The 22,738-nt window shown below is 68.6% G+C and carries 19 protein-coding genes, 2 tRNA genes and 2 pseudogenes; 15 read left to right on the top strand and 8 right to left on the bottom strand.

Annotated elements, in window-relative coordinates; genetic code table 11:
* Positions 1-633: 633 nt before the first annotated feature.
* The 6 genes and pseudogenes from sbnA to K2F47_RS41790 form a co-directional block, all read left to right on the top strand.
* Positions 634-1,611 carry a 2,3-diaminopropionate biosynthesis protein SbnA gene (sbnA, locus tag K2F47_RS25215; protein WP_242907708.1) on the top strand — a complete coding sequence of 326 codons (978 nt, stop codon included), beginning with the start codon at positions 634-636 and terminating at the stop codon, positions 1,609-1,611.
* Between the two features lie 22 nt (positions 1,612-1,633).
* Positions 1,634-2,608, top strand: coding sequence for a 2,3-diaminopropionate biosynthesis protein SbnB (sbnB, locus tag K2F47_RS25210; RefSeq protein ID WP_242907707.1), 975 nt, complete (start codon positions 1,634-1,636; stop codon positions 2,606-2,608).
* 18 nt (positions 2,609-2,626) lie between these two features.
* Positions 2,627-3,802: an iron-containing redox enzyme family protein gene (locus tag K2F47_RS25205; RefSeq protein ID WP_242907706.1), complete on the top strand. Its 1,176-nt coding sequence runs from the start codon at positions 2,627-2,629 to the stop codon at positions 3,800-3,802.
* A complete protein-coding gene (locus K2F47_RS25200; RefSeq protein WP_242907705.1) occupies positions 3,802-5,295 on the top strand; it encodes an L-lactate permease in 1,494 nt (497 codons plus the stop codon). Before K2F47_RS25205 ends, K2F47_RS25200 begins: the two co-directional genes overlap by 1 nt.
* Before the next feature lie 24 nt (positions 5,296-5,319).
* Entirely contained in the window at positions 5,320-6,033 is a 714-nt protein-coding gene (locus K2F47_RS25195; RefSeq protein WP_242907704.1) for an aspartate/glutamate racemase family protein, read from the top strand.
* Positions 6,034-6,062: 29 nt separating this feature from the next.
* Positions 6,063-6,180: pseudogene (locus tag K2F47_RS41790) on the top strand (IS3 family transposase); the annotation flags it as partial.
* Here the strand turns inward: K2F47_RS41790 and K2F47_RS25190 are convergent.
* From K2F47_RS25190 to K2F47_RS25180, 3 genes are all read right to left on the bottom strand, one after another.
* A complete protein-coding gene (locus tag K2F47_RS25190; RefSeq protein WP_242908832.1) occupies positions 6,162-6,380 on the bottom strand; it encodes a hypothetical protein in 219 nt (72 codons plus the stop codon). The pseudogene K2F47_RS41790 and the gene K2F47_RS25190 overlap by 19 nt on opposite strands.
* 734 nt (positions 6,381-7,114) lie before the next feature.
* On the bottom strand, positions 7,115-7,750 hold the full coding sequence (locus K2F47_RS25185; RefSeq protein WP_242907703.1) for a hypothetical protein: 636 nt from the start codon (positions 7,748-7,750) through the stop codon (positions 7,115-7,117).
* A 196-nt stretch (positions 7,751-7,946) separates the two neighbouring features.
* Positions 7,947-9,599, bottom strand: a complete 1,653-nt coding sequence (locus tag K2F47_RS25180) for a hypothetical protein (RefSeq protein ID WP_242907702.1) — start codon at positions 9,597-9,599, stop codon at positions 7,947-7,949.
* Positions 9,600-9,843: 244 nt separating this feature from the next.
* On the opposite strand from K2F47_RS25180, the gene K2F47_RS25175 reads away from it, so the two are divergent.
* Entirely contained in the window at positions 9,844-10,095 is a 252-nt protein-coding gene (locus K2F47_RS25175) for a hypothetical protein (RefSeq protein ID WP_242907701.1), read from the top strand.
* 92 nt (positions 10,096-10,187) lie between these two features.
* Positions 10,188-10,376 carry a hypothetical protein gene (locus tag K2F47_RS25170; protein WP_242907700.1) on the top strand — a complete coding sequence of 63 codons (189 nt, stop codon included), beginning with the start codon at positions 10,188-10,190 and terminating at the stop codon, positions 10,374-10,376.
* A gap of 387 nt (positions 10,377-10,763) precedes the next feature.
* Here K2F47_RS25170 and K2F47_RS25165 read toward each other — a convergent pair whose 3' ends face one another.
* A complete protein-coding gene (locus K2F47_RS25165; RefSeq protein WP_242908830.1) occupies positions 10,764-11,249 on the bottom strand; it encodes an STAS domain-containing protein in 486 nt (161 codons plus the stop codon).
* A 183-nt stretch (positions 11,250-11,432) separates the two neighbouring features.
* Here K2F47_RS25165 and K2F47_RS25160 point away from each other — a divergent pair, with 183 nt between their 5' ends.
* From K2F47_RS25160 to K2F47_RS41935, 3 genes and pseudogenes are all read left to right on the top strand, one after another.
* The gene (locus tag K2F47_RS25160) at positions 11,433-11,747 is read left to right on the top strand and encodes a helix-turn-helix transcriptional regulator (RefSeq protein WP_242907699.1); all 315 of its coding nucleotides are present in this window, start codon (positions 11,433-11,435) and stop codon (positions 11,745-11,747) included.
* A gap of 256 nt (positions 11,748-12,003) precedes the next feature.
* Positions 12,004-12,336, top strand: a pseudogene (locus K2F47_RS25155) (DUF2637 domain-containing protein); the annotation flags it as partial.
* Between the two features lie 65 nt (positions 12,337-12,401).
* Entirely contained in the window at positions 12,402-12,857 is a 456-nt protein-coding gene (locus K2F47_RS41935) for a hypothetical protein (protein WP_504913387.1), read from the top strand.
* Positions 12,858-12,897: 40 nt separating this feature from the next.
* Here K2F47_RS41935 and K2F47_RS25145 read toward each other — a convergent pair.
* Positions 12,898-12,971, bottom strand: a tRNA-Phe gene (locus K2F47_RS25145).
* Between the two features lie 21 nt (positions 12,972-12,992).
* Positions 12,993-13,067: transfer RNA gene (locus K2F47_RS25140), tRNA-Asp, on the bottom strand.
* Positions 13,068-13,331: 264 nt separating this feature from the next.
* Here K2F47_RS25140 and K2F47_RS25135 point away from each other — a divergent pair.
* The 3 genes from K2F47_RS25135 to K2F47_RS25125 all read left to right on the top strand — a co-directional run bounded on the left by K2F47_RS25135 (position 13,332) and on the right by K2F47_RS25125 (position 17,734).
* A complete protein-coding gene (locus tag K2F47_RS25135; protein WP_242907698.1) occupies positions 13,332-14,750 on the top strand; it encodes an amino acid permease in 1,419 nt (472 codons plus the stop codon).
* A gap of 84 nt (positions 14,751-14,834) precedes the next feature.
* The gene (locus tag K2F47_RS25130; RefSeq protein WP_242907697.1) at positions 14,835-16,613 is read left to right on the top strand and encodes an adenylate/guanylate cyclase domain-containing protein; all 1,779 of its coding nucleotides are present in this window, start codon (positions 14,835-14,837) and stop codon (positions 16,611-16,613) included.
* A gap of 158 nt (positions 16,614-16,771) precedes the next feature.
* Positions 16,772-17,734 carry a glycerophosphodiester phosphodiesterase gene (locus K2F47_RS25125; RefSeq protein WP_242907696.1) on the top strand — a complete coding sequence of 321 codons (963 nt, stop codon included), beginning with the start codon at positions 16,772-16,774 and terminating at the stop codon, positions 17,732-17,734.
* A 166-nt stretch (positions 17,735-17,900) separates the two neighbouring features.
* Here the strand turns inward: K2F47_RS25125 and K2F47_RS25120 are convergent, their stop codons facing one another.
* Positions 17,901-18,785, bottom strand: a complete 885-nt coding sequence (locus K2F47_RS25120) for a LysR family transcriptional regulator (RefSeq protein WP_242907695.1) — start codon at positions 18,783-18,785, stop codon at positions 17,901-17,903.
* A 257-nt stretch (positions 18,786-19,042) separates the two neighbouring features.
* Here K2F47_RS25120 and K2F47_RS25115 point away from each other — a divergent pair, with 257 nt between their 5' ends.
* On the top strand, positions 19,043-20,377 hold the full coding sequence (locus K2F47_RS25115) for a sensor histidine kinase (protein WP_242907694.1): 1,335 nt from the start codon (positions 19,043-19,045) through the stop codon (positions 20,375-20,377).
* A gap of 235 nt (positions 20,378-20,612) precedes the next feature.
* Here the strand turns inward: K2F47_RS25115 and K2F47_RS25110 are convergent, their stop codons facing one another.
* Entirely contained in the window at positions 20,613-22,274 is a 1,662-nt protein-coding gene (locus K2F47_RS25110; protein WP_242908772.1) for a cyclic nucleotide-binding domain-containing protein, read from the bottom strand.
* Positions 22,275-22,738: the final 464 nt, after the last annotated feature.

The following is a 22,738-nucleotide window of genomic DNA, read 5'->3' as shown; positions in this document are numbered from 1 at the left end:
GGCCAGCGTCGCCTGGGGGACGATGTGGCCGCCCTCGGGCCGCGGCACACCATCCGCACCCTGGAGCATTCGGCATCATGCATTGCTCCCTGAAGCTCTAGCGATCTTTGGTCCGGACGCTTTGCCCGGCTGGTGTCGTCGGCGAAATGGCCGTGCCGCCTCGCAACTCTCAGCCAAGTGGAGGATCTCTGTGGTTTGGGGCCGTACTACTTTCCAGCGGATACTTCAACCAACCAGGCTCATTCACCCCACCCGTAACGACCACGAAGCGCAATCGTGATCATTCGCACAGTTTCTGCGGGGCTGGGGCCAGCGTCGGGAGCGGAGGGCAAAACAAGACAGAACGAAGCAGGCGGTGTGACGAGAACACCGAGGTCAACAGGTTAAAGGCGAACCTAAGCGATTGAGTCAACACAGGTGCTGGTGCAACTAACTTAGCCACGGCACTTGACGGCCAACAACCGGTCGAATAATCTGCTCGCGGATAGGCCATTTCACAGGGGGTCGAAAAGCTGCGGGGGACGCAGCGGATAACAGATTCACCTTTGGGCTATTGGCGCCGCCCGCGGGTCGGGTTGCGCTTCCAGCTTTGCCCGGATCGGATTCTGAAAGCGCTGACGCTGTGGAGAATTCATGATCTATGCAAACGCGTATGACATCGTCTGGGACAATGTCTTTCTTGAACTTGACCGGCTCATCCCCGATTCGCGCGTCTTTCTCAAGCTGGAAGGACTAAATCCGGCAGGCTCGATCAAAATCAAGGCGGCGGTCAGTCTGGTGGCGAGCGCCGAAGAACGCGGTTTACTCGAGGCCGGTGGCCGTGTCATCGAATCGTCCTCGGGAAATCTCGGTATCGCCTTGGGCATGGTCTGCGCGGCCAAAGGATACGAACTCACCATTGTCACCGACGCGAACGCCAGCCGGTCCGCGGTACGTGCGATGAAGGCGCTCGGCGTACGGGTGCTGGTCATTGAGCAGCCCGACGCCTCAGGCGGGTTCCTGCATCGTCGTATCGGTCTCATCGAGCGCGAACTCGCGGACGATCCCAAGTTGGTCTGGCTGAACCAGTATGCCAACCCGGCAAATCCCCAGGCCCACCGCGATCGCACCGCTCCGGGCATCCACCACGAGCTCGGTCAGGTGGATGTGCTGGTGGTGGGGGTCGGTACCTCCGGCACCCTGATGGGTTGTGTCGAGTATCGGCGGAGAACCGGCATGCCCACCCGCCTCGTGGCCGTGGACGCGGCCGGCTCGGTGACGTTCGGCCACCCGCCCCAAAGGCGGCTCATTCCGGGTCTTGGCGCGAGCCGTCGCCCCGAGATATTCGTGGACTCCGGCGACTTCGAGAAGGTGATCGTCTCCGAAGAGGAGACGGTCGCCATGTGCCGACACATGGCGAGACAGTACGGCGTCCTCGTCGGCGGTTCCACCGGAACGGTCCTCGCAGCCGCTTGCCGGGTGGGCGGCAGCGTGTCCCCAGGGTCCCGGGTCGTCGTCGTCTCGCCGGACATGGGAGGCAATTACCTGGACTCCATCTATTCGGACAGCTGGGTGGCCGAGAATATTTCGCCGGCCGCATTAGAAACTGAGTTTGCGGGAAGCGATGTCTGAATTCTGTGTGGTTCCCGGTGTCGTGGCCAACGAGATCCTGGCGGACAACCGCCAGGAAGTGCAGAGGCTGGTGACCGATACCTATCTCCGCCACGAGCGGGGACAGACGATCAATCCGGACAGCTACTTTCTGCGATTTCCGGACAAGCCGGATTCGCGGGTGATCGCCCTGCCGGCCTTCCTGGCTGGTGAGGTCGACCGGATTGGAATCAAGTGGATATCCAGTTTTCCGCGCAACACGACCATGAACATGCCGCGTGCCTCCGCGGTTCTGTTGCTCAACGACTACGAGACCGGCCGGCCGGTCGGGTGCCTGGAAGCCGCCGGCATCAGCGCGGCTCGCACCGCTGCGTCCGCCGCCGTCGCGGCGGCGAGGCTCGTTGGCCCCGGCGTGCGGAGTTGCGCGTTTGTCGGTGGCGGGGTGATCGCACGGACGATCTTGGAGCACCTGCCGGTCGCCGGAGTCGAGCTGTCGGAGGTGTCCTGCTACGACGAGGATCCGGCAAGCGCGGAGATGCTGACGAGCCATGCGGAGGCACGACTGGGCGTGTCACGCAAGACGCTCGGAACGCTGGGCGAGGCGCTCACCCGGGACCTTGTCGTTTTCGCGACGACGGCCCCGCAGCCGTACGTGCCGGCAGATGTGCAGCTGCGACCGGGACAGGTGCTGCTCAACATCTCTTTGCGCGACCTTCCCCCGGAAGTGCTCTTGCGGGCCGACAACATCGTCGATGACGTCGAGCACTGTCTGAAGGCGCAGACCTCGCCGCATCTCGCTGAGCAACTCACCGGCAGTCGCGACTTCATCACCGGAACCCTGGGGGCAGTGCTTCAGGACCGCGTGACGTTCACCGCGGACCGACGGCCTGTCATCTTCTCTCCGTTCGGCCTTGGCGTCCTCGACATCGCGGTGGGTTCCTTTGTCCTGGAGGAGGCGCAGCGGCGAGGCGCGGCGCTAGTCATTCCCGACTTCTTCGGTGAAACCCGACGTTGGTAAGCGATTGAGAGGACGACAATGGCCACAACAGATGATGTTGAACGGGGTGCCGACCAGCAGGCGAAGAGCCTCCTTGGTTCCAGGCTGGACTGGTCCGACGATGTGGTCGTGAATCTCTACTCGCACTACTGGCCTCCGGTGCCGGCATTCTCCGGGCTACCGGATCAACTGGCCGAATACCTGAACACCCCACGCCCCGAGCGGGCCACGATGCTCGCTCGGCTACGAGGTGCCGAGGCGCACGAGCGCTTCCTTCACGAAAGTCTCGCAGAGATCTATGCCTACCTGTACAAATACCGCGACGGGGCGGCGACCCAGGAGAGCCACGACGACATCGAAATCGATCTATTGACGGCGAAGATCGAACTCGAACGGGAACTGCTGAACCATTGGCTGGGTCACCTGGATTTACCCGACTTTCCGGATCAGAGTTCTGCGGCCGACTATCTTGACGAGTTCGCCGAGTCGAACCCCGGAGTCGGGCACCCCCTCTTCGCCTACCTCGCCGACGAGGCGCCGCGCTGGCAGCTCGACATGTTCCTGCGCGGCGAGACGATCCGCAACGAGGTCGTCGACGACGAGGTCGCCATGCTGGTCGTGGGTATGCAGGGGGCCCAGAAGGCGGTCGTGGCGGCGAACCTCTGGGACGAGTGCGGCCGGGGCAAGCTGGAGAACTTCCATACGTTCTGGCTTCGTCGCCTTATCGAGGCATCGGACGGCGGCTGGGCCGGGTTCGATCGGCAACGCGCACGTAACCCGTGGTTCGCCAAGATCACATCGAATATGAACGCGATGCTGCTGAGCCGCCCGGCCTGGAAACAGATGGCCTACGGGTGCTTCCTGGTCTTCGAAAGCTGGGTCGAACCGCACTTCCGGCACCTGCTACGGGCGATGGACCGGTACGGCGTAGAGGACCCGGACGTGCGGATCTACTTTGCCGCCCATGTAGCGGTGGACCCACGACATTCGCGGGAGCTGTCGGACGGCTTGAGATTCCAGCGGCCGACGCTTTCCTCCCGCGAGGTGGCCGGGATCGTCCGTGGGGCACATATGGCGGCGGAGGCAGGCCGGCGACAATACGATAAGTGGCTGACGTATTTTCAGCAGGCAGCGGATCCGCACGATCTGGGATCGAGTGGATCCGATACTGGCCTTGCTGAGCGTCCATCGCGCGGGTCACTGGGAGCAGATTGATGGAGGCCGCGGCAGCACTGCTGCCACCATTGCTCGCACTCATCCTCCTCCTCAGGCTGAAGACTCACGTCGCCGCGCCGGTGGTGCTGGGCGTCACCGTGCTGATCGCCGGCGTCGTCTTCGATGCGGGTGCGGGTACATATGGCGACGCCATCGAGCGTGCCGCCCCGGTGACGGTGGAGGTCCTGCTCATCATCCTGGGCGGGCTATGGCTGAATTCACTGCTGTCGCAGGGGGGAGTCAACGACACGGTCGCGGGCTGGCTTGCTGGTCTCGGCATGTCCCAGAGGCGACTGGTGGTTCTGGTGGTCCTCGGAGTCACCCCCTTCGCGGAGTCCGTGACGGGGTTCGGCATCGGAGCCGTGATCGCGATTCCCATCCTGGTAGCAGGTGGTTTGCCCCCGCTGCGCGCAGCGATCTGTGGTCTCCTGGGATTCGTCGCCGTTCCCTGGGGAGCTCTCTCTCCGGGAACCTTGGTAGGCGCTCAGATCGGCGGGGTTGGATTCCAAGAACTCGGCGTGATGTCCGCGGCGCTGTCGCTGCCGACGTACCTGGTTTACAGTTCGGCAGCGGTAATCCTGGCATGCGGTCACGCCGCGGTGAAGCGTGCTTTGCCGGACATCCTCGCTGCTTCGGGGATGCTCTGGGTGGCGATCTGGGCGGCCAACTATGTGTTCGGCACCCGGGTCGCCGGTGCCGTCGGCGCGGCAGTGTGTACGGTTCTGTTCCTTTTTTTCGCGGGCGCGATCGAAAAGTTCCGAATTCAGGTTACGCCGGCGTTCCGTGCGGCGATGACCCCGTATGTGCTGCTGTGCGGGCTTGTCATCGTAGGCAGAACCGTGCGGCAAACGGTCCTGCCCGACGACTTTCCCGGTATCGCCGCCCGGTACGTGGAAAGCCCGGCGATCTGGCTCTTTGTCACCTGCCTTGCGACTCCATACTTGGTCCGGTCACACCATCCCGACGCCGAGTTGACTGGTCGATCGTTGATCGGTGCGGCCAGGAAGTGGTTGCCTGTGGCGATGGCCACGGCGAGCTTCCTTCTCGTGGGATCGACCATGACCGTCTCCGGGATGAGCGCCACGGTGGCGACGGCGTCCAGTCACCTCGGCCTCGGCTATCTGTTCGTCGCGCCGTTGATCGGCGCCTTGGGAGGCCTGCTGACCGGTTCCAATGTGGGAGCGAACGCGATGTTCGCCGGCAACCAGGGCCAGACCGCGCACGCGCTCGGCGTTGACCGGACGCTGGTGGTCGGTTTCAACAACGTCACGGGGTCGATGGGCTCCATGGCCTCGGGCCCGAGGATAGCGCTGGCGGTGGGGATCGTCGCGGCCGGTGCTCCGATCGTCGTCCAAGGGCAGCATGACCGGCAGCGGCAATCCGCGCCCGTCAACATGGATCGGCAGGTCTTCGGCGCGACCATTCTGGTGGTCGGACTGACGGCGCTCATCTACTCGCCACTGTGTTTCTTGCTGGGGATGCTCAGTCGATGAAGCGCCTGCTCGAAAGGAGTAGCGATGAAGAACAACTTCCCCCGTGTCATCGGCATGCTGGGGGGAATGTCGTGGGCAAGTTCGGCCGTCTACTACCGGATGATCAACGAAAGGATAGCAAAGGAACTGGGCGGTCTGCATTCAGCCCGGATCTTGTTGAACAGCGTGGACTTTGCCGAGATCGTCCAGTGGAACGCTGACGGAGACTGGGACTCGGTCGCTGACAGGCTCGGGGGGATCGCTCAAGGTCTGGAAAGGGCCGGAGCCGAGTGCATGCTGATCGCCTGTGTCACACAGCATGTGGTGGCTGCTCCGATAGCGGAGCGTATCAATGTACCGCTGATCAGTATCGTCGACGTGACCGGCGACGCCATTGTGACCGACGGAAACCAGCGGATAGGGCTTCTCGGTACCCATTTCACCATGAATCATGGATTCTTCGTCGACGCCCTTACTGGCCGCGGTATCGATGTCCTGCTGCCGGAAGGCGTCGAACAGAAATACGTCCATGAGAGCATCTTGAACGAGTTCAACCGAGGGATATTCAACGACAGCACACGACAGAAGTACCTGGACATCATTGACGGCCTCGTCGCCAAGGGGGCCCAGGGCATCGTCCTGGCATGCACCGAGATAGGAATGCTCGTCGGCCAGGATCAGGTTCCCGGCGTGCCGTTGTATGACACGACGGCCCTGCATGTCGAAGAGGCCGTCAGGTTCAGTCTCGGCCAGGCGTGACGCCGACACTCCTAGTGACACGTGGAGGGGACTTTACCGCCAGCGCACCGAACCAGCTGTGGCTGGCCGACATCACCGCGCACTCCACCGATCTGGGCAAGCTCCACCTGTGCGTGATCAAGAACCGCCTACTCCAACCGGATCGTGGACTCCCGCAAATTCATCGGTGAGCCGTCGTCCTCCTCCTCCGGAGTTCCGCCCGGCAGGTTGAACGCCCCATCGTCGTCTTGCACGAGCACCCGCGCCGTCATTGGACAGAGCAGGTAGCCGTACACCTGAGTGGCTCGCAACCCGGCTGGCACCGCGGCCGCCTCGTGCCAGAGGTAGCGCGCATCCTCAACCGTCACCCCGGCGACGGTAGTCCCCCGCAGCCCCGACACACCTCGACCCCGCCGGCAGCTCGGTTCTGGCCATCCTCGTCAACGGCGTGCAACTGTTGAATTGGGCTCGGACGTGGGAGCCATCCACCGCCGGCTCCACCAGCTGCGCCGGCACCTGGTCGCGTTCACGTACTCGATCCGCCCTGCCCGCTGCCGCTTCCCGCGACCAAGAACGTGACGCCGGCCTAAGATCACCTGCGACCACACGCGCTCGCCCACGTCCCGCCGGGCAGGACGCGCGGATCGGAGGACGCCCGCGTCTCTCCTTACCAGTGGCGCGCGGCTCTCGCTTCAGCCGGACGTGTCCGGGGGCCTCGGCAGAGGGACGGCGAGCGTCCGCACAAGGGGTGGGAGGGCCCCCGGGGTTGAGCCCGGCTAGGGTGCCGCCGCGAGCCCGCCCGGGATTTTCGCGACGCCCTAAGACGCGCGTACGCGCGCGTAGGCGAGTCGAAGAGTCGAAAACCCTGGAGCGCGACGGCCGTGAGGGAGCGCCGGCGACGTCTCCGGGACGGTCGGGGACGAGCCGCCCGGAGAGGCTGGGGTCGGCGGGCGGCCGGGCCCGAGGCGGGCCTGAGCCCTCGTGCGCGTGCGCGTCCCACCGGGTCGGCGGCCTCCACAATGTGGCGGGGCCGGTCGTAGATCGCCGCCGCGGCCGACCAGCCGTTGGAGGTATCGGCTCAAGTCTTCCCGAACAGCGGGTGTCAGCTGGGCAGCCAGGGGCCGGGGGGCCAGGTCTGCGGGTCGCCCGGCCAAGCCGTGGCCGGGATGAGCCGGAGGAGGTCGATGAGCCCGTCGGCGATGTCGAGCGCCTTGTGGGGGTCGAGGCGGCCGCGCGACTGGTGGTTGAGGACGCCCTCGTTGAAGGAGATCGGCGGGATGATTTTCGGTCGCGGCCGGCGGTCGTGGTCGATCGCCTGGAGGAACTGCGCGGTGAGGAGGGCCTTGGCCTGCTGGGGGTCGGCCGAGTAGACCATGATGTTGGGCGCGTGGGCGGGGACGAAGGTCGGCATGTCCGGCCGGATGAGCTGCTCGTAGATCTGCTGGACCTGCTGGGTGTAGGGGAGTACCCGGGTCTCGGGCACCCACGGGGTGCGCACCTGCACCAGGCAGTTCCAGCCCTTGGAGGAGAACGGGCCCGGCTTCTGCTCGCAACTGAAGGCGAGGACCTGGCAGCCCCGGTGGGTCACCGCGAACCACTCGGCGGGCGTCTCGATCGCCCCGGTGTAGGGCCCGGTGAGCGTTCCGAACGGGGGCCGGGTGCCCCTCTCTCCCACCTGGGCGCCCAACTCGCCGGCGGCCCATTCCAGCCCTCGCTTGCGTCCAAAGCCCAACATCACGACCACCGCCTCCGCCGAACCAGCAAGATCCACCGACCATACAGACGGAGGCGGTGTGGCACCTCAAGCAGTGATCGATTCGGCCAGTGGCGTTAGGGAGCGGGCGGGACCGGAGTTGCCGCCATCCACCGCGGCGATGCGGGTGGGCTCGTCATCGACATCGTCGTGCGCGGCCGATGGGTTTTCGTGTTTGGGGTCAGCGGATGGCGTAGGCGCGGATCACGGTCTGGTCGACACCGGCGGCCGTGGTGCGCAGGGAGACAAAGCCATTGGCGGGATTGGTCAGCGTCGCGACCCATTTACCCTCCTCGCGGGCAACCTTCACGGCCTGCCAGGTGGCGCCGTCGTCGAAGGATGCGCGTAGCGCCGGGGAGGTGGCTTTCGGTGCGCCTTCGACGGTGAGGGTGAGCCGTTGCTGTTCGCCGGCCGGGGCCGCAGAGTCGCCGTCGAGCGGGGTCGCGGTGGTGATGGTGGGAAGGTCGATCCTCTCGGTGTCGGTGACGTGCACCTTCCACACGTTGTGCTGGCGGGTCGCCAGCCGGGTGAAGGGCGCGGCGCGCTGCTCGTCCACCGTGAGCGTGTAGTCACCTGGTGGGGGCGCCTTCCACCCCCGGGCCACACCGGGCTGGTCGGAGGTGTACACGACCTTGCCGTGGGAGTCGCGCAGCACCGTGGTTCCCGTAGTGCCGGGGAACGGTGCGATTCCCGATGTGGCGGTGGCGGTCGAGTGGCCGTAGATGATGACGCCGGGCTCGCCGCCCTCATGCCCACCCCACAGGATGAGCGCGCCGCGCGGTCCGATCGGTGCGGCGGGCCAGGTGTCGGGGACAGGGCCCGGCTTGTCGAAGCGCCGGTCCCGGGTCCAGATCTCGGTATCGTCGAAGCCGAACGTGCACGACGACGGTGTCAGCATCGTGGTGCTGTCCCAGGTGTATCCGGTCGTGTAGTACTCGGTGCGGACGGCGGGCGCGGGGCCCAGGCCGGAGAAGAAGGACGTCCCGCCACCCGCGCCGGGCCACTTGACGCCCGAATGGCCGCCGGCACAGGCGGGCGGTCCCTCGCTTTGGTGGGCAGTTCGGACGACGGCCAGGTCCTCGTCCCGCGCCGAGAGGGTGACCGGCCCGGGCGCGATCTTCTGCCTCCAGGCCAGGTTGTACTGGTAAGGGCTCCCGAACTCCGCACCGTTCTCGGTGAGAAGGCCCTCGGCGAGCACTCGGACGTCCATACCCGCCGGCACCGGGCTCACGTAGCCGTCCTTCATCGGCAGGCCGCCCAAGCCGATCTCCTTGCCACCGACCCGGCGGGACAGACCCGCCTGACCGTCCAGGACGCGTGCGCCGGGCCGCCCGGCGACCGCCACCCGCAGCGGACGCGTCTCCCGAGCGTCCAGGGTGATCGCGGTGTCATCGCCGATACGCTGGTTGGCGCGGTAGACCACCGCCGTGGTCTGAGTGGTGTTCTCCGGGGTGGTGACATAGGTCCAGACGGCGTAGTCACCGGCGGGCAGCGTCCCTTCGGCGTGCCCGTCGGCCAGATCGGCGTAGAAACCCTCGCCGCCGGTCAGCGGAGAGAACGCGACGTATCCGGCGTTCTGCGTAGGCGGCTTGGCGCCGTTGCGGTCCAGCACGTCGACCGTGACACGCACCCCGCCCCCGCCCGCCCGCGGACCCGCCATCTTGCGCCCGGGTTTGACCACCGGCGGCGTCCCGCGAACGACCGGCCCGCGCAACTGCGACCCGCGCAGCCCCTCCCGCCGGTACGGGTCCGGTGCGGCCGCCGACGCGGGCGCGGGAACGACAGCCGACGCGGCCACAAGGGCGGCCACGCTCAGCATGATCCTTTTCGGCATGAAACTCCTTCCTTGGCGCGGGCCCGACGGCCCGCGCCAAGGAAGGTGTCCGGCAAGCGATAGATCATTTCAGGTGAGGTCCTCGGCGCGTTTCACGTGCCGCACCCCTCTCGGCATGGACGCGCCGGATCCGCCCGCGTCGGCCAGGCCGCCGACACCCGCAGTCGCTGACGAGCCCACCCGCATCGCCGCGGGTGGACGGCGGCAACTCCGGCCCCGCCCGCTCCCTGACGCCACTGACCGAGTGTTGTCGCTCAAGCCCCAGCTCGCCGAGCCGCTCGCGGATCGACTCGGCGGCCGCCGCCGACCAGCGGCCACCCGCACGGTCCGGCCCGTCGACCAGGCCGAGCGACTGGAGGCCAACACAGAACCGTCAGGGCCACCGAAGATCACCAGAGTAGGAACGGGCACTCATGAGCTTCGCGCCCTGGACCTCCCGGTCGCCCAGACCCGCACCGCCGCGTTCCGCCAGCTCGTCCTCCAAGCCCCGGCCTAGCGACGGATGCACCGATCCCCTGCGGCCAGGTGGACCTACGACCGCCAGGCAGAGAGTAACTGACTGAACGTAAATTGTGATCGGAGTTGCTCATGTACGCTATCCGTCCGCTGACCACCGTCTCGACCGCCGCCACGGCTGCCGTGCTGGCCCTGACCGCCCTCACCGGTCCGGCCCACGCCGCTGCCGCCACCCCCGAGGCAAAGCCCGGTCCGGGAGGAGGTGCCGTGGGCGCCGCCGCCCAAGGCGTCGGGGGCGGGCTCCTCGGTGGCGTCCTGTAGTCCCGGCCGCCTCGTCCTGGTTCTCAGGTCCATCACCGACGTCACGGATCCAGGCCTTGTTACCAGGTTGCCTATGCCCTTTTCGCTCCCTTGGCGTTAGCGACCGGAGCATCAGCAGGAGGACCTGGACCGCCTGGTGTCTCAGGGAACAGGTGCGTGTGCGCACACGGGCGTGCGGCATCACGATCCACGCGGACGCGTGTGCGCACACGCGTCGGCCCGCTGGTCGCCGCCCGTTGGCGTGTACACAGGTTGTGGTGACCGAGGCACCGCCGCACATCGCGGCACGAGCTCCGGGACGAGCGCGGCGACGTCCCCGAGAAGGCCGGGAACCAGGACGCTGAGGGGCCTGGCCGGTCCCGGGACGCGGGACGTGCTGGCGCGCCGCTAGCGATCCGCTCCCGCTAGCGCCTCCAGCGGCGACGGCGAGCGGGGGTCCGAGGGGCCGGTAGGGGCCAGGGAAGCGAGGTCCTGGCGGTGCTGGACCACATGGGGCAGCAGGTACCGGCTCAGCGCGCCGCGGGCGGGGGCATGGGCGGGGGCGATCAGGTGCAGGGTGCCGCGGGCGGCGCGGACGGCGAAGTGGGTCTTGGTCAGCAGGTGCGCGCCGTGCAGGTCGACCACATCGAGCCGGGACAGGTCCAGCGCCAGGTGCAGCGGCGCGGGGCCGAGGACGATCGTGGTGAGGATCTGGGCCTCGGCGGTCACCACCGTGTCGGCGGTCAGGCGGCCCGACATCGTCAGCAGCGTGTAGCGGCCGTGGTGGCCGGTCTGGATCCCCAGCGCCTTGGGCCGGGGAGCCGTCGAAGGGGCGTCCGCGGGCGGCGGGCTGGAGGTCGCCTCCAGCGGCGGTTCGGTTGGTCGCACCAGCATGGAACACCCTCCCAGCGGCGATGAGGTGGTGGACGAGTCGGACACCCCAAGAGTGTTACATGAAATACTATTCGTCAAATTTTTCTCATAGAATCTTGGGTGAACAGCCTCCACACCTGCCGGGAAGCACGCTGTGTCGCCTCCCGGTGGCGGAGGGCGGGTGCGTGCAGGAGGAGTGAGCGGATGGACAGGACGCAGAGCCGACCGGACGCCAAGCCCTGGACGTTCCTGACCAACCACGCGCGCGTGCTGATCCAGATCGCCCGTGATCCCGACCTGCGGGTCCGGGAGGTGGCCCAGGGGATCGGGATCACCGAACGCGCGGCACAGCTGATCATCAACGACCTGGAGGAGGCGGACTACCTCACCCGCACCCGCGTCGGGCGCCGCAACACCTACACCATCAACGCCCACCGCCCCTTCCGCTACCCGACCGAGGCCGACCACGACGTCGAAGCCCTCATCGCCCTGTTCGCCGACCGGGGCACCCAGCCCTAGTCGCGCCCGTCCCCAGCCCCACGCGTGCCGGTTCTGCCGGGCTCCGAGGCGGTGCCCCACCACGCCCCAGGCCGAAACCGCACTCCCTGTGCGGTCTCGTTCCCTTCCCTTGAGCAGCCGGGCGATCAAAGGATCGTTCCCGCACACGTGGCTGGGACGGACGGAGAAGGGGCGGAAGGGGGGCCGACCAGGGAAGATGAGGCCGCCGCAGTGAACCAAGGACAACTGATCGAGGTCGGCAGAACAGTCCCCCGGCATGGTGGTGTTGGCGGGGATCAGGGCGGCGGGGTCGTTCACTCACATCCGCGACACCGCCACCGACCACGGCCAACGCGGCTGGATGGCCTGGGCCATCGCCGTGTGCATCGACCTGCCCTGTGTCATGGCCGCCGGAAAACGTCAACGCGACAAGCGCACCAGGCGGGACACCGGGGCGGTGTCGTGGCCAACGCTGGTCCTGGTCGGCGGCATCTTGCTCTCCCTGGCCGCCACCCTGGCGCAAGCCGACCCGTCGGTGTGGGGCTGGATCACCGCCGGAACCCCGGCGGAAGTGTTCCTGGTCGCCGTGTCCATGCTCGAACGCCGCAGTCCGGTCTCCTTGAACAACGCCAGGATGGCGTAGTCACGACGCTGCGTGAACGTCTTCCCTTCGCAGTGCTTGAGAAGTTTGGCGAGTTCCTGATCGTTGAAAACGGGGACGACCTTCTCGCCGACAGCTGGCGGGTGGAGCTTGGCCATCGGGTTGGGGAGTTCTTCGTCGGTGGACCACCATTTGAAGAACTGCTGCAAGACCCGGTACTGGTTGTTGGCGTAGCTGTCGGAGTAGGTGGTCAGCAGCCGGACCGTCCAGGCGCGGACATCATCGGCGGTGACCTCGTCCCAGTCGGAGTGGTCGGTGGTGCGGCGGAGGTGTTCGGCGGCGAACCATTGTGCGGCTTCGGCGTAGGTTCGGACCGTTTTGGGAGATTTGCCCTCGGCGTTGAGGTGGAGGGTGAAGGAGTTGATCGCGGGTTGGAAGGGGCTTACTCGCAGGTCCTTCGGTCGCCGCGTGCGGGCGGTACCCATCGGGAGAAAGTTTTCCTCTGTTCGAGCGGTGTACACCGGCGGTGATCAATCCGTTATCGGTGTTTCCGCTGGTCAGAGGACCAGGTGGGCAGGGGCGGGGTCGAACCGCCGACCTTCCGCTTTTCAGGCGGACGCTCGTACCGACTGAGCTACCTGCCCAGGGCGCGCGGGGCGCCTGCGCGGTCCTGACGGGATTTGAACCCGCGGCCTCCACCTTGACAGGGTGGCGAGCACTCCTAACTGCTCCACAGGACCTTGCTGATCCGAGCCTGGCTTGCTCGGGAGGGGTGTCGCGGCCCGGGTGACCGGCGCTTGGCGACGTCCGAGAGCATACGCGATGGCCGAGTGCGGCGCCAACTCGATTGCGGTTGGCCGGTGGGACGGAGGGTAACGGGGCGATACCGGGGCGGTACCGATCGAGGGCGGGTTTCGTGCCCGGGGTGGTGGGTGTTTCGCTTTTGTGGGCGGAGTTCCTACTCTGACCCGGGTCAGAGTAGACGTGCGAGAGAGGCCGAGTGCATGGTCGAAAAGCTCCCGGACCAGGCAGAGGACTATCAACGAGGGCTTGGGACGCGCCAGATCCAGATGCTGGCGATCGGCGGGACGATCGGTACCGGGTTGTTCCTCGGGGCCGGGGAGAACATCGCCAAGGCGGGGCCCAGCCTGATCCTTACCTACGCGGTCGCCGGGCTGATGTTGTTCTTCGTGATGCGGGCGCTCGGTGAGCTGCTCAGCTACCGGCGGGTGGAAGGGGGTTTCGCGGGGTACGCGCGGGAGTTCCTCGGGCCCTTCTGGGGGTACGCCACGACGTGGACGTACTGGATCATCTGGGTCACGACCGGCATGGCGGAGCTGACCGCGGCCGGGACCTACATCCAGAAGTGGTGGCCGGGCGTCGAGCAGTGGCAGACGGCGCTGGTGGCGCTCATCGTGTTGTTCGTGGTCAACCTGATCTCGGTCAAGCTGTTCGGCGAGCTGGAGTTCTGGTTCGCGATGATCAAGGTCGCCGCGATCGTGATGATGATCCTGGTGGGTATCGGGGTGCTGGCCTTCGGGTTCAGCGACGCGGGCGACACGGCCGAGGTCCAGAACCTGTGGTCGCATGGCGGGTTCTTCCCCGAGGGCGTCAGTCCGATGGTGATGACGTTGCAGATGGTGATGTTCGCCTACCTCGGTGTCGAGCTGGTGGGTGTGACGGCGAGCGAGGCGAAGGACCCGGAGAAGAACATCCCGCGGGCGATCAACGCGCTGCCGCTGCGGTTCGCGCTGTTCTACCTCGGGTCGCTGCTGGTGATCCTCGCGGTGGTGCCGTGGACGGAGTTCAAGGGCGGCGCGAGCCCGTTCGTGCTGGCGTTCGACAAGATCGGCATTCCGGGCGGCGGGGACATCGTCAACTTCGTGGTCCTCACCGCGGCGCTGTCGTCGTGTAACGCGGGCGGGTTGTACTCGACGTCGCGGATGCTGCGGACGGCCGGCGTGAACGGGGACGGTCCGAAGGCGGTGGCGGCCCTGAACGGGCGCGGTGTGCCGGTGCTGACGCTGGTGATCTCGACGCTCGTCATGGGCATCGGCGTCGTCATCAACGCGGTGGTGCCGGAGAAGGCGTTCGAGTACATCACGTCGGTGTCGACCGGCGGGGCCATTCTGGTGTGGACGGTCATCCTGGTCGCGCACATGGCCTACCGGCGGAAGGTGGCGGCGGGCGCGCTGCCCAAGGTGTCGTACCGGATGCCGTGGGCGCCGTACACGAACTGGATGGTCCTCGCGTTCTTCGTGTTCGTCACGGTGACGATCGCGTGGGAGGCCGACACCAGGATCGCGTTGTACGTGATGGCGGGATGGCTCGCGCTCGTCGTGGTGGGCTGGCCGATCGTCCGGCGGACGTCGCAGACCGCGGAGGTGGGCGTCCCGCTGGCGGAGGAGAGCACAACCGCGTGAACGGGTGGGGTCGGGACGCCTGAGTAGCCGTCCCGACCCCGCTTCCGGGTGCGATGATGGGGCCTTGACCCCCGGAGGCGCCCTGTGAACCGCCTGCCCGTCGTGCCGCGCACCATGTTGGAGGTCCGCGTCCGCTGGGTCCTGCTGATCGTCGTCGGGGTGGCGAACATGGTCGGCGCGCTGGTGGTGCTGTTGTTCGCGACGTTCGTGGTCCCGGATCCGCCGCTGAAGGACCGGAACCATGTGCACCTGGTGAACGCCGCCGCGTTCTTCGGCTATCCGGCGTTCGCGGTGCCGGTGGCGCTGGCGGCCGGGCTGCGGTTGTGGCGTCCGGTCGTCCGGCTGGCGCGGGACGGGGGAATCCCGGACCGACGGCAGGGACGCGCGGTTCTGCTTGGACCGCTCCGGTTGACGATGCTCATGGGCGGTTTGTGGGTGCTCGGGGCAATTGGGTGGGCCGTCCTCGACCTCGTGCTGTTCACCGGACGGCTCGCGGTGAAGACGGGGCTGACGTGCCTGCTCGGCGCCGCGACCACGTGCACGATCATGTATCTGCTTTCGGAGCGGCTGCTGCGGCCCGCGGCGGCGCTGGTGCTCGCGGGGGAGCCGCCCCGGCGGTTCCGGCTGCCGGGGGTGACCACGCGGGTGATGCTGGCGTGGGCGCTCGGCACCGCGATTCCGGTGTTCGGGCTGATCTGCGTGGCGGTCGCCGCGCTCGCGGCGCCCGACATCGGCGCGACCCAGCTGGCGATCACGATCCTGGGGCTGGGCGGCGCCGCGCTGATCGTCGGCGTCTATGTCACCTATATGGCGACACGGGCGATCGCCGATCCGATCAAGTCGGTGCGGCTCGGCATGGCGCAGGTCGAACGCGGCGATCTCGGGGCCGAGGTGTCGGTGTACGACGCGAGCGAGGTCGGGCAGTTGCAGGCGGGGTTCAACCACATGGTGGCCGGGCTCCGCGATCACGAGCGGCTGCGGGACCTGTTCGAGCGGCATGTCGGCGAGGAGGTCGCCGGGCTGGCGCTGGAGCGTGACGTCCGGCTCGGCGGCGAGACGCGCGAGGTGGCGGTGCTGTTCGTCGACCTGACCGGGTCCACGCGGCTGGCCGAGACGCGCAGCCCGGACGAGGTGGTCGGCCTGCTCAACCGGTTCTTCGGCGTGGTGGTGGCCGTGGTCGCGCGGCACGGCGGATGGATCAACAAGTTCGAGGGGGACGCGGCGCTCGCGATCTTCGGCGCGCCCGCCGAGCTGCCGGACCCGGCGGGGGCCGCGCTCGGCGCCGCCCGGGAGCTGGCGCTGCGCCTGCGCGAGGCCGTCCCGACGCTGGACGCGGGGATCGGCGTCTCGGCCGGTCCCGTCGTCGCCGGATACATCGGCGCCGAGCAGCGCTTCGAGTACACGGTGATCGGCGATCCGGTGAACGAGGCGGCGCGGCTGAGCGACCTGGCGAAGGTGACGCCAGGACGGGTGCTCGCCGCGGCGCCGATGCTGGACCTCGCCGACGCCGGCGAGGCGGACGAGTGGGCGCTCGGCAAGTCGGTGACGCTGCGGGGGAGGAGGCGTCCGACGCGGCTGGTGGCGCCGCGTCCGGCCGCGGTCCCGGTGCCGCTGCCGAAGCCGGACCGGCCGGCGCGGGACGGGGCGCCGTGGGCCCGCCGCATCCGCTTTCCGCGTCCGCCGGGGCTGCGCCGGAGCCGCAGGCTGCTGGTCGGGACGCACATCCTCGCGCGGGCGGCGCGGCTCGCCCGTCAGGAGCTCCCGGCCGCGCTTGAGCCGGGCGAGGCTCGCGGATCGGGCGAGGCTCGCAGGTCGGGCGCGCCGGTTTCGATTGAGTCCGACAAATCGGAAGAAAGCGAATAGCGGCAACTTTTAGGAACATTCCATGTTTCTCGTGCGCCGCACCGTCCCGGATACGTATTGTCACTGCTCGTACATGGCCTGCTACCGCTTCGTCACTCCCGTGTCATCAAGCGGATCAACCGTGGGGGTGACATCGCCCAGTCCTTCGAGAGGTGAAGATGTTCCGACGGTACGGTCTCGCGCTCGTTGCGGTCGCGACCACGACGACGATCACCGGATCCGTGACGGACGCCGCGACAGCGGATCCGCCCCCCGCCCTCTCCCTGCTCCCCGGTTCTCCAGGTGCCGGAGCCGTCGCCCCGGCGGCCGGAACCGCCGTCCCAGCGGCGAAGACGCGCGCCGGTGCGAAGATCGCCAACGTCGCGCACCGCGGCGGGTCCGCCTACGCGCCGGAGAACACGATCGCCGCGTTCCGCCTGGCCAAGGCCAAGCACGCGGACGTGTTCGAGCTCGACGTCCAGGAGACCAAGGACCACAAGCTCGTCGTCATCCACGACGGCACCCTCGCCCGCACGACCGACGTGGAGAGCGTCTACCCCGGCCGGGGGACGAAGGTCTCCTCGTTCACGCTCGCCCAGATCAAGAAGCTGGACGCCGGGTCGTGGTTCGCCGCCAAGTACAAGGGCGAGCGCGTCCCGACGCTCGGCGAGGTCCTGAAGACGATGAACGGCCGCGGGCTCGGCCTGCTGCTGGAGATCAAGAACCCGGCGAACTATCCCGGCATCGAGGGCCGGATCGCCACCGAGCTGAGGCGCTACCCGTCCTGGCTGCGTCCCGACGCGAGCCAGCGCAGGCTGACGGTCCAGTCGTTCGACTGGGAGTCGGTGAAGCGCTTCCACTCGAAGCTGCCCGCGGTGCCGACCGCGCTGCTCGGCACCCCCGAGGCCGAGGAGCTGCCGCAGCTGGCGAAGTACGCCGACCAGATCAACCCGACGTACAAGGACCTTTCCGCGTCCTATGTGAAGCAGGTGCACGCGGCTCACATGCGCGTACAGACGTGGACGGTCGACGACCCCGCCCGCATGCGCACGGCCGCCGATGCCGGTGTCGACGGCATCATCACCAACAAGCCGGACGTCCTCTACGGCGTGCTGCGGGGCCGCAACGCCGGGGTCGCCTGATCCCTCCCCGCGTTGCGGGGGCCGAGGGGATGTGTCGGACGACGTGCCCGACGCGCCGCCCGCCGCCGGACGCGCCGCCGGGTGTTTCGGATGGCGTGTCGCCGGTGGTTCTGGCGGGCCAATATGTCCGAGCCGATATGGCTGGAACGTGACACTTCGATGCCCGTCAGGCTGGGAGGAGGGCACGGGCACGCTCGATGAGCGCGCGGGCCGCGGGGCTGCGGGGACCCTCGGCCCGCCAGGCGAGCGCGATGCGTCCGCTCAGCCGGGGACGGACGATCGGCATCAGCCGCAGCTCGTCCGCGTACGCGTGGGCGGCGGCCTCCGGCAGGATCGCCACGCCCAGGCCGTGCGCGGCGAGCTGCGCCAGGACGGGCGGCTCCGCGGCCTCGAACGCGACGCGCGGACGCACCCCCGCCTCCGCGCACGCCTCGTCCAGGACGGCGCGCAGCCCGGTCCCCTTCGGCAGGCTGACGAGGTCGTGCCCGGCGAGCGCCCGCAGCGTGATCGTCGTGCGTCCCGCCAGCTCGTGGCCCGGCGCGACCGCCGCGTAGACCTCCTGTTCGATGACGACCCGCGTCCGTAGGCCCTCGGGCGGCTCGGACGCGAGGCTGATGAACGCGAGGTCGACCCGTCCGGTGCGCAGGCCCTCGGTGAGGGTGGCGGAGTCCTCCTGCGTGACGGTGATCTCCACGTTCGGGTGGTCGCGGTGGAAGTCGGCCAGCATCGCGGGCAGCTTCAGCGACCTGATCCAGTCGATCGTGCCGATCGTGACGTGCCCGCGCAGCAGCCCGGTCAGCTCGTCCACCGACAGCCGCGCGCCCTCGACCGCAGCGAGGGCGGCGCGCGCGTAGGGCAGGACGGCGGCGCCCACCTCGGTCAGCCGGACGGTCCGTCCGGACCGGTCCAGCAGGGGCTGGCCGAGCTCGCGTTCGAGCTGCCGGATCTGCGCGCTGACGCCCGGCTGGGCGACGTGCAGGCGGGCCGCGGCCTTGGTGAAGCTGGCCTCCTCCGTCACCGCCACGAAGTACTCAAGCTGGCGCAGCTCCATAACCAGCGATGCTAACAGCGGGATAACGTATTTCCCCTGCTTCTGATGGCCACACTCGGGTGGTGGTTTCGGAAGTGCGCCCTGGTCGGCTTCTCTCACAGGACGCGGCGGCCGTTCCGCCACCGGGTGAACCATTTCTTTGACCTCTCTTGGGCGGGAGCGTCCCGTTCTCAGGACTGTTTCCGGTCTCGCGGGTGATTACCTCACCTGCGGGAGGTCGGGTGCACGGACGTCGCACATGGTCCATACGGGTGCGGATGACCGTCATTGCCGGGGCGGTCGCCGCCGTCATCTGTGCCCTCCTGGCCGTGGCGATCGTCGTGGGCGTGCGCGGGCACGTCGCCGACCACCGGCGCGAGCAGGCCACCACGGCCGCGCTGCGGCTCGCCTACCAGATCCGGAGCGGGCGCGTCCCGGCGGAGCTGAGCGCCCGGCGCCACCTCGTCCTCCAGGTGCTGGACGAGCGGCGGACCGTGGTCGCGGCCACGCCCGAGGCGCTGAACCGGCCGCCGATCGCCGCCATCGTCCCGGAGGTGCGCAGCGTCTACACCTCCAAGGTGATGTGCCCGCCCGCCGGCCTGCACGGCTGCATGTCGGTCGTGGCGGTCCGCGTGTACGAGCCGGGCGGCGACTGGACGGTCTACGCCGCCGCCGACCGCGTCCCCTGGTTCGTGAGCGCGAGCCTGTGCACGTTCCTGATCAGCGTGTCGCTCCTCGGGACGCTGCTCGCGGGCCTGTGGGCGTGGCGGACCGTGGACCACGCCCTCGCCCCGGTGGACGCGATCCGCGCCGAGCTGACCGAGATCACGGCGCGCCGGTCGGGGCACCGCGTCCCCGTGCCGGAGAACCGGGACGAGGTCAGGCTGCTGGCCGAGGCGGCGAACGCGACCCTCGACCGGCTGGACGCGGCGCTGGAGCGCCAGCGCAGTTTCACCTCCGACGCGTCCCATGACCTGCGCAGCCCCATCACCGCCGCGCGGGCGCAGCTGGAGGAGGCGCTCATGTACCCGGACGAGGTGGACTGGCCGCGCACCGGGCGGTCCGTCCTGCAAAGCCTCGACCGGCTCCAGGCGATCGTGACCGACCTGCTGGAGCTGGCGCGCCTGGACGCGGGCAAATGGGCCGAGGCCGAGCCGGTCGACCTCGGCGCACTCGTCACGATCGAGCTGGCCAGGACGGAGCGGAACAAGCGCGTCGTGACGCACCTCCAGGACGGCGTGACCGTCAACGGAGACCGGTTGCGGCTCGTCCGGCTGCTGACGAACCTGCTCGACAACGCCGAGCGGCACGCCGAGGAGCGGGTGGACATCAGCGTCCGCCGCGAGGACGGCGTCGCGGTGCTGGAGGTGCTCGACGACGGCGCCGGCATCGCCCCGGCGGACCGGGAGATCGTGTTCCAGCGGTTCGCGCGGCTGCGGGACGGCAAGGCCAAGGACGCGAACGGCACCGGGCTCGGCCTCCCGATCGCGCACGAGATCGCCAGGTCGCACGGAGGCGACCTCACGATCGAGGACAGCGCGCGCGGCGCCCGGTTCGTCATGCGGATTCCGCTCGGCCCCGGCCCGCGCCACCAGACCGAGAACGGCCTCTGAAAGGACGGGCCCTGAAGGCGAGGACGGGCCCCGAGGGCGAGGACGGCCTGTCGCAACGGGGACGGCCGGGGAGACCGGGAACGGCCCCTGAAGGCGAGCACGGTTCCTGAAGGCGAGGGTGGCCCTGAGGGCGGAGGTGGCACCTGAAACAGAAAACCCCCGCGGTGGCGGGGGGCCAGTGCGGGCGGGGGCCGCACTGGGGGCCCGTGCGGGGAGCGGGCCTCGTTTTGTGGGGTCAGTGCGCGGGCTGGACGGGGGCGCCCAGCAGGTGCATCCAGCCTTGGACGTCCGTCTGCTTCACACGGCAGCGGATGAATTCGTATTCGGCGGCGTTCATGTTCCGATGGTGGGCGATGACGGATTCGTACACGAACGACGAGGCGATGAAGCCGAGGTCGGCGCCGCTCTCGTCGAGCCGGTCCTTGAGGATCTGGGCGTCCAGCAGCCGGGCCGTCTGGATGAGGGACCAGCCGGAGACGCCCTGCTCGTCCGGCACGACGGGCCCGACGTTGAGCGCGAGCCGCAGCTGCATCCGGACCGCCCTGCTGGAGCGGCGGTTGTGGCCGCGCAGCAGCTCGGCGAGCCGGGCGATCATGGGGTCGATGACGGTGGTGGTCGGGGTCTCGGGAGGGACGATGATCAGCGCGCCGTCGCCCCGGTCCTCGCGGTGGCAGATGTCCCAGGGGACGTGCGACTCCTCGAACGCCTGCTGGAGGAACTCATACATCCAGCCGCGCATCTCCAGGCGGGCCGGGTCGTCGCGGTGGACGACGTCGCTGAAGCCCGCGATGTCGGTGAAGACGATGGTGCAGTTCTGGCCCGCCCAGGGCGGCGACGGCAGCGGAGCCGATCCGCGGCGGGGCGCGGTACCGGCACGCCGCGTGAGGGCCATCGGGCCGTGTCCTTCGGGGACGTGTGGATTCATCGCATGGCCGTTCTCTCCGGGCTGGTAGGGCGGGATGCCCGCGTAGCGGTTGAGGCCCGCGTGCAGGTGCCACGCGTAGGGGCACGCGATCGGCGGGTGGGCCGCGAGGGGATGCTCGGGGGCCGGTACCTCGCTCGCGTACTGCTGCGAAGGAACCCCCCACAGCGCGCGGGACGGGCCGTGCGGGTTCCGGCCGGGCCATGCGGCCGGGCCGTACAGTGAGGGATGCGTGGCCGTTCCGTACGGTGATGTGTGCGTGGCCGTCTCACCAGGCGGCATATAGCCGTACGGTGAGGGGTGCTCCTCGGGGCTCGCCCGCTCGGTCATCCGCTTGTACATCTCCTGCTCCAGGACGGCGAGGACGCGCGGATGGTCGGTCAGGTAGGCGGCGAACTCCTGCGTGCTCATGCGCAGGGCCCGGACGTCGTCCATCGCCACGACGCTGGCCGAGCGGAGCCGCAGCAGCAGCGCGGCGCGCTCCCCGACGATGTCCCCCACGCCGCGGAACGCGATGATCCGCTCGCCGCCGTCCCGCTCGACGCAGACCCTGACCAGGCCGGACAGGATCACCAGGACATGATCGGCGATGTCGCCCTCGTGCCAGAGGACTCCGCCGACCGGGAAGTCGACCTCGTGCGCGGACAGCAGCAGCGCGTCCCGCTCCGCTGAGTTGAGGGCCCGCCAGAAGCCCCGGATGCGCCCGGCGTTGCCGGAACCGGCCAGTTCGGCCGGCTGGGCGGACGGCGCGTGGCGCTGCCGGGAAGCCCGCACGGAGGCCTGCACGGGTCCCTGTACGGGGCCCTGCCCGGAGCCGTGGTCGCCCGCCGCCTCGGTGGCCTCGTGGTCCGGGGGGACGCCGCCTTCGGGCGCCGGATGGTGGGACGGGGTCGGGGGCTGGGTGTGGTCGCCGGACACCCCGAACGCGGTGGGGACGATCTGGTCGGGGTCGTGCCGGTGCTCGCGGTCGACCATCACCGCACCCCCTCGGGAACGCCCGGACGACCTGGCCGGGAAGGCTCCGGACGGCGCGTCCGGAGCGGTTCCGGACGGGTCCTCCGGCGGATGTGCGGACGGTTCGTGTCTGCGCTTTGTTGCCGGTTCGCGTCTGAGGCTTGCGTACGTTTCGTGTCTGAAGTTGGGGGCCGGTTCGCTTCTGGAGCCGGCGGACGGTTCGTCTGTGCTGCGCGCGGACGGTTCGTCCGGGATGTGGGGCGGACGTCAGGAGTCGGGGAATGATCTTGCTTTCTTGACATCATGTTCGAGAACCCCATGTCTCGATTTGCGTCTGGTGGCGCAGTGCGCGGGCCGCGGGGTGGTCCCGGGACGCGGTCGCTTCGCCGACACAGTCGCGGTCACCTATAGCCCATGCCGCGTGATCGCGGTTAGACTGGGTGAGTCCGCAGGGAATGTTTTGCCAGGTCAGCCCCGGTGTCTCT

It is taken from the genome of Actinomadura terrae (assembly GCF_022751215.1).
Lineage (GTDB): Bacteria > Actinomycetota > Actinomycetes > Streptosporangiales > Streptosporangiaceae > Spirillospora > Spirillospora terrae.
Note: the sequence above shows the minus strand (reverse complement) of the source record. Positions and strands in the feature narration are given on the sequence as shown.